Raw genomic sequence first — 1956 nt, forward strand, 5'->3', positions numbered from 1 at the left:
GGGACCTCATTAGGTAAAACTAAGTGCAAATCTGCTAGTCTAGAGCCTTTTTAGTATTTCTGGCTAGCTGCATCATATAGGTAATTTTCAAAATGTATATGGCAGCAAGTAGGGAACCATCTAGCCAGATTAAGCTTAATTTTTCAGTTTTATTTTGCTAGATCTAGAACAATTGCAGAGCAGGCTTTTCAGCCATTTCAATCAAGGTCTACATTTTAAAAACGTATGTCACTGGATCTTGAGCATATAATCAAATATATCGAAATATTGCGTGAACCTGAAAGGACATAACATGACTAAACCCCGAGCAGTAATCGACTATCCGCTTTATGTTGCAGGTAAGCCAGTGGAAACCTCAGAGTGGCTGGAGGTTCAGGATAAATATACGCATAAGGTTTGCGCACGTGTGTCATTGGCAGATGCCAAAATTCTGGAAAAAGCCATTAAAGCAGCAGTCAAAGCCGAAGCGGAAATGGCGGCTCTGGAGCCTTATCAAAAACAGAAAATCCTGTTGCACTGTGTGAAGCGCTTTAATGAGATTCGCGGTCAGTTGACCGAGATTCTGATTGCTGAGGGGGGTAAGCCACGTAAAGCTGCAGCAGCTGAAGTGGAACGTCTGATCAATACTTTCCAGATTGCCGCCGATGCCGTGACTCAGGTTGATTCAGGCCGTATGATGCCATTGGCAGTTACAGCGGCTGCATCGGGCTATCAGGGTTTTGTGAAACAGGTTCCGATTGGCGCCGTCTCCCTGATCAGTCCTTTTAATTTTCCGCTGAATCTGACCGCTCACAAGATTGCGCCTGCAATTGCAGCGGGTTGTCCCTTTGTCTTAAAACCTGCCAGCCTGACACCGGTGTCAGCCTTAAAGATTGCTGAGATTCTGGCAGAGACTGATTTACCACCAAATGCGTTCTCGATACTGCCCTGTCCACGTGAACTGGCGGATGTACTGGTGACGGATGACCGTTTCAAAATGCTCAGCTTTACCGGTTCTGATGTGGTCGGTTGGGATATGAAACCGCGGGCAGGGCGCAAGAAAGTCACGTTGGAACTGGGTGGTAATGCCGCGGTAATGATCGAGCCTGATACTGAAATCACGGATAGCTTTATTGATCGCCTGATCGGTGGTGCTTTTGGTCATGCCGGACAGGTCTGCATTAGCGTGCAGCGTATTTTGGTGCATCAAGATATCTACGCTGAGGTGAAGAAAAAACTGGTAACCAAACTGAAAAAGCTTAAACCAGCGGATCCAGATTTGGACACCACCCTGGTCGGCCCAATGATTAAGGAGGCTGAAGCCCAGCGTTTGAAAAAATGGCTGGATAAAGCCGTGAAGAAAGGCGCTAAAGTGCTCAGTGGCGGCAAGCTGGATGGCGTGATGTTTGAGCCAACCCTACTGGAAGATGTTGATCATGAACTAGAAGTGTATAAGGATGAAGTGTTTGGTCCGATGGCAATCTTGGAAAAATACAGCAATTTTGAGGCCGGGATTGAATGCATCAACAGCAGTCGTTTTGGTTTGCAGGCGGGTGTCTATACCCAGAACCTGAACAAGATGCTGTATGCCTGGAATCAGTTGCATGTCGGTGGCGTGATCATCAACGACATTCCATCCTTCCGTGTTGATAATATGCCGTATGGCGGTGTAAAGGATTCGGGATTAGGGCGTGAAGGCATCCAGTCTGCTATTCGTGACATGCAGGAAGAACGTATGCTGGTGATTAAAGCCTGAATAATGATTTAAATTTTAAGTGTTCAGATCATGCGCACATTTGCTCATGATCTGAGTTTTTAAAGTTCAGCTATTCAATAAGAAGAGAACAGGAATAATTTTTATCCACTGGAGCGTAAAATCTCGTGGTTCAGCACGAGGATATAAGCGACTGGAGTAAACCACATGAAAGACACGAAATGTCGTTTTAAATACTTGTACTATAGTCACTATTAAGAAAA

General features: G+C 45.4%; 1 protein-coding gene. It reads left to right on the forward strand.

What is annotated here, in order from left to right; genetic code table 11:
- Window positions 1–292 precede the first annotated feature (292 nt).
- Window positions 293–1735 (forward strand): aldehyde dehydrogenase family protein, encoded by a 1443-nt coding sequence (locus C8322_RS14190; protein ID WP_111810828.1) that lies wholly within the window; start codon window positions 293–295, stop codon window positions 1733–1735.
- Window positions 1736–1956 lie beyond the last annotated feature (221 nt).

The sequence above is a fragment of the Acinetobacter sp. SM1B genome, assembly GCF_003289665.1.
Taxonomy (GTDB): Bacteria; Pseudomonadota; Gammaproteobacteria; order Pseudomonadales; family Moraxellaceae; genus Acinetobacter; species Acinetobacter schindleri.

Excerpts from the sequence above, each read along its gene's own strand:
- C8322_RS14190 (WP_111810828.1), top strand. The coding sequence starts at position 293 with ATGACTAAACCCCGAGCAGTAATCGACTATCCGCTTTATGTTGCAGGT.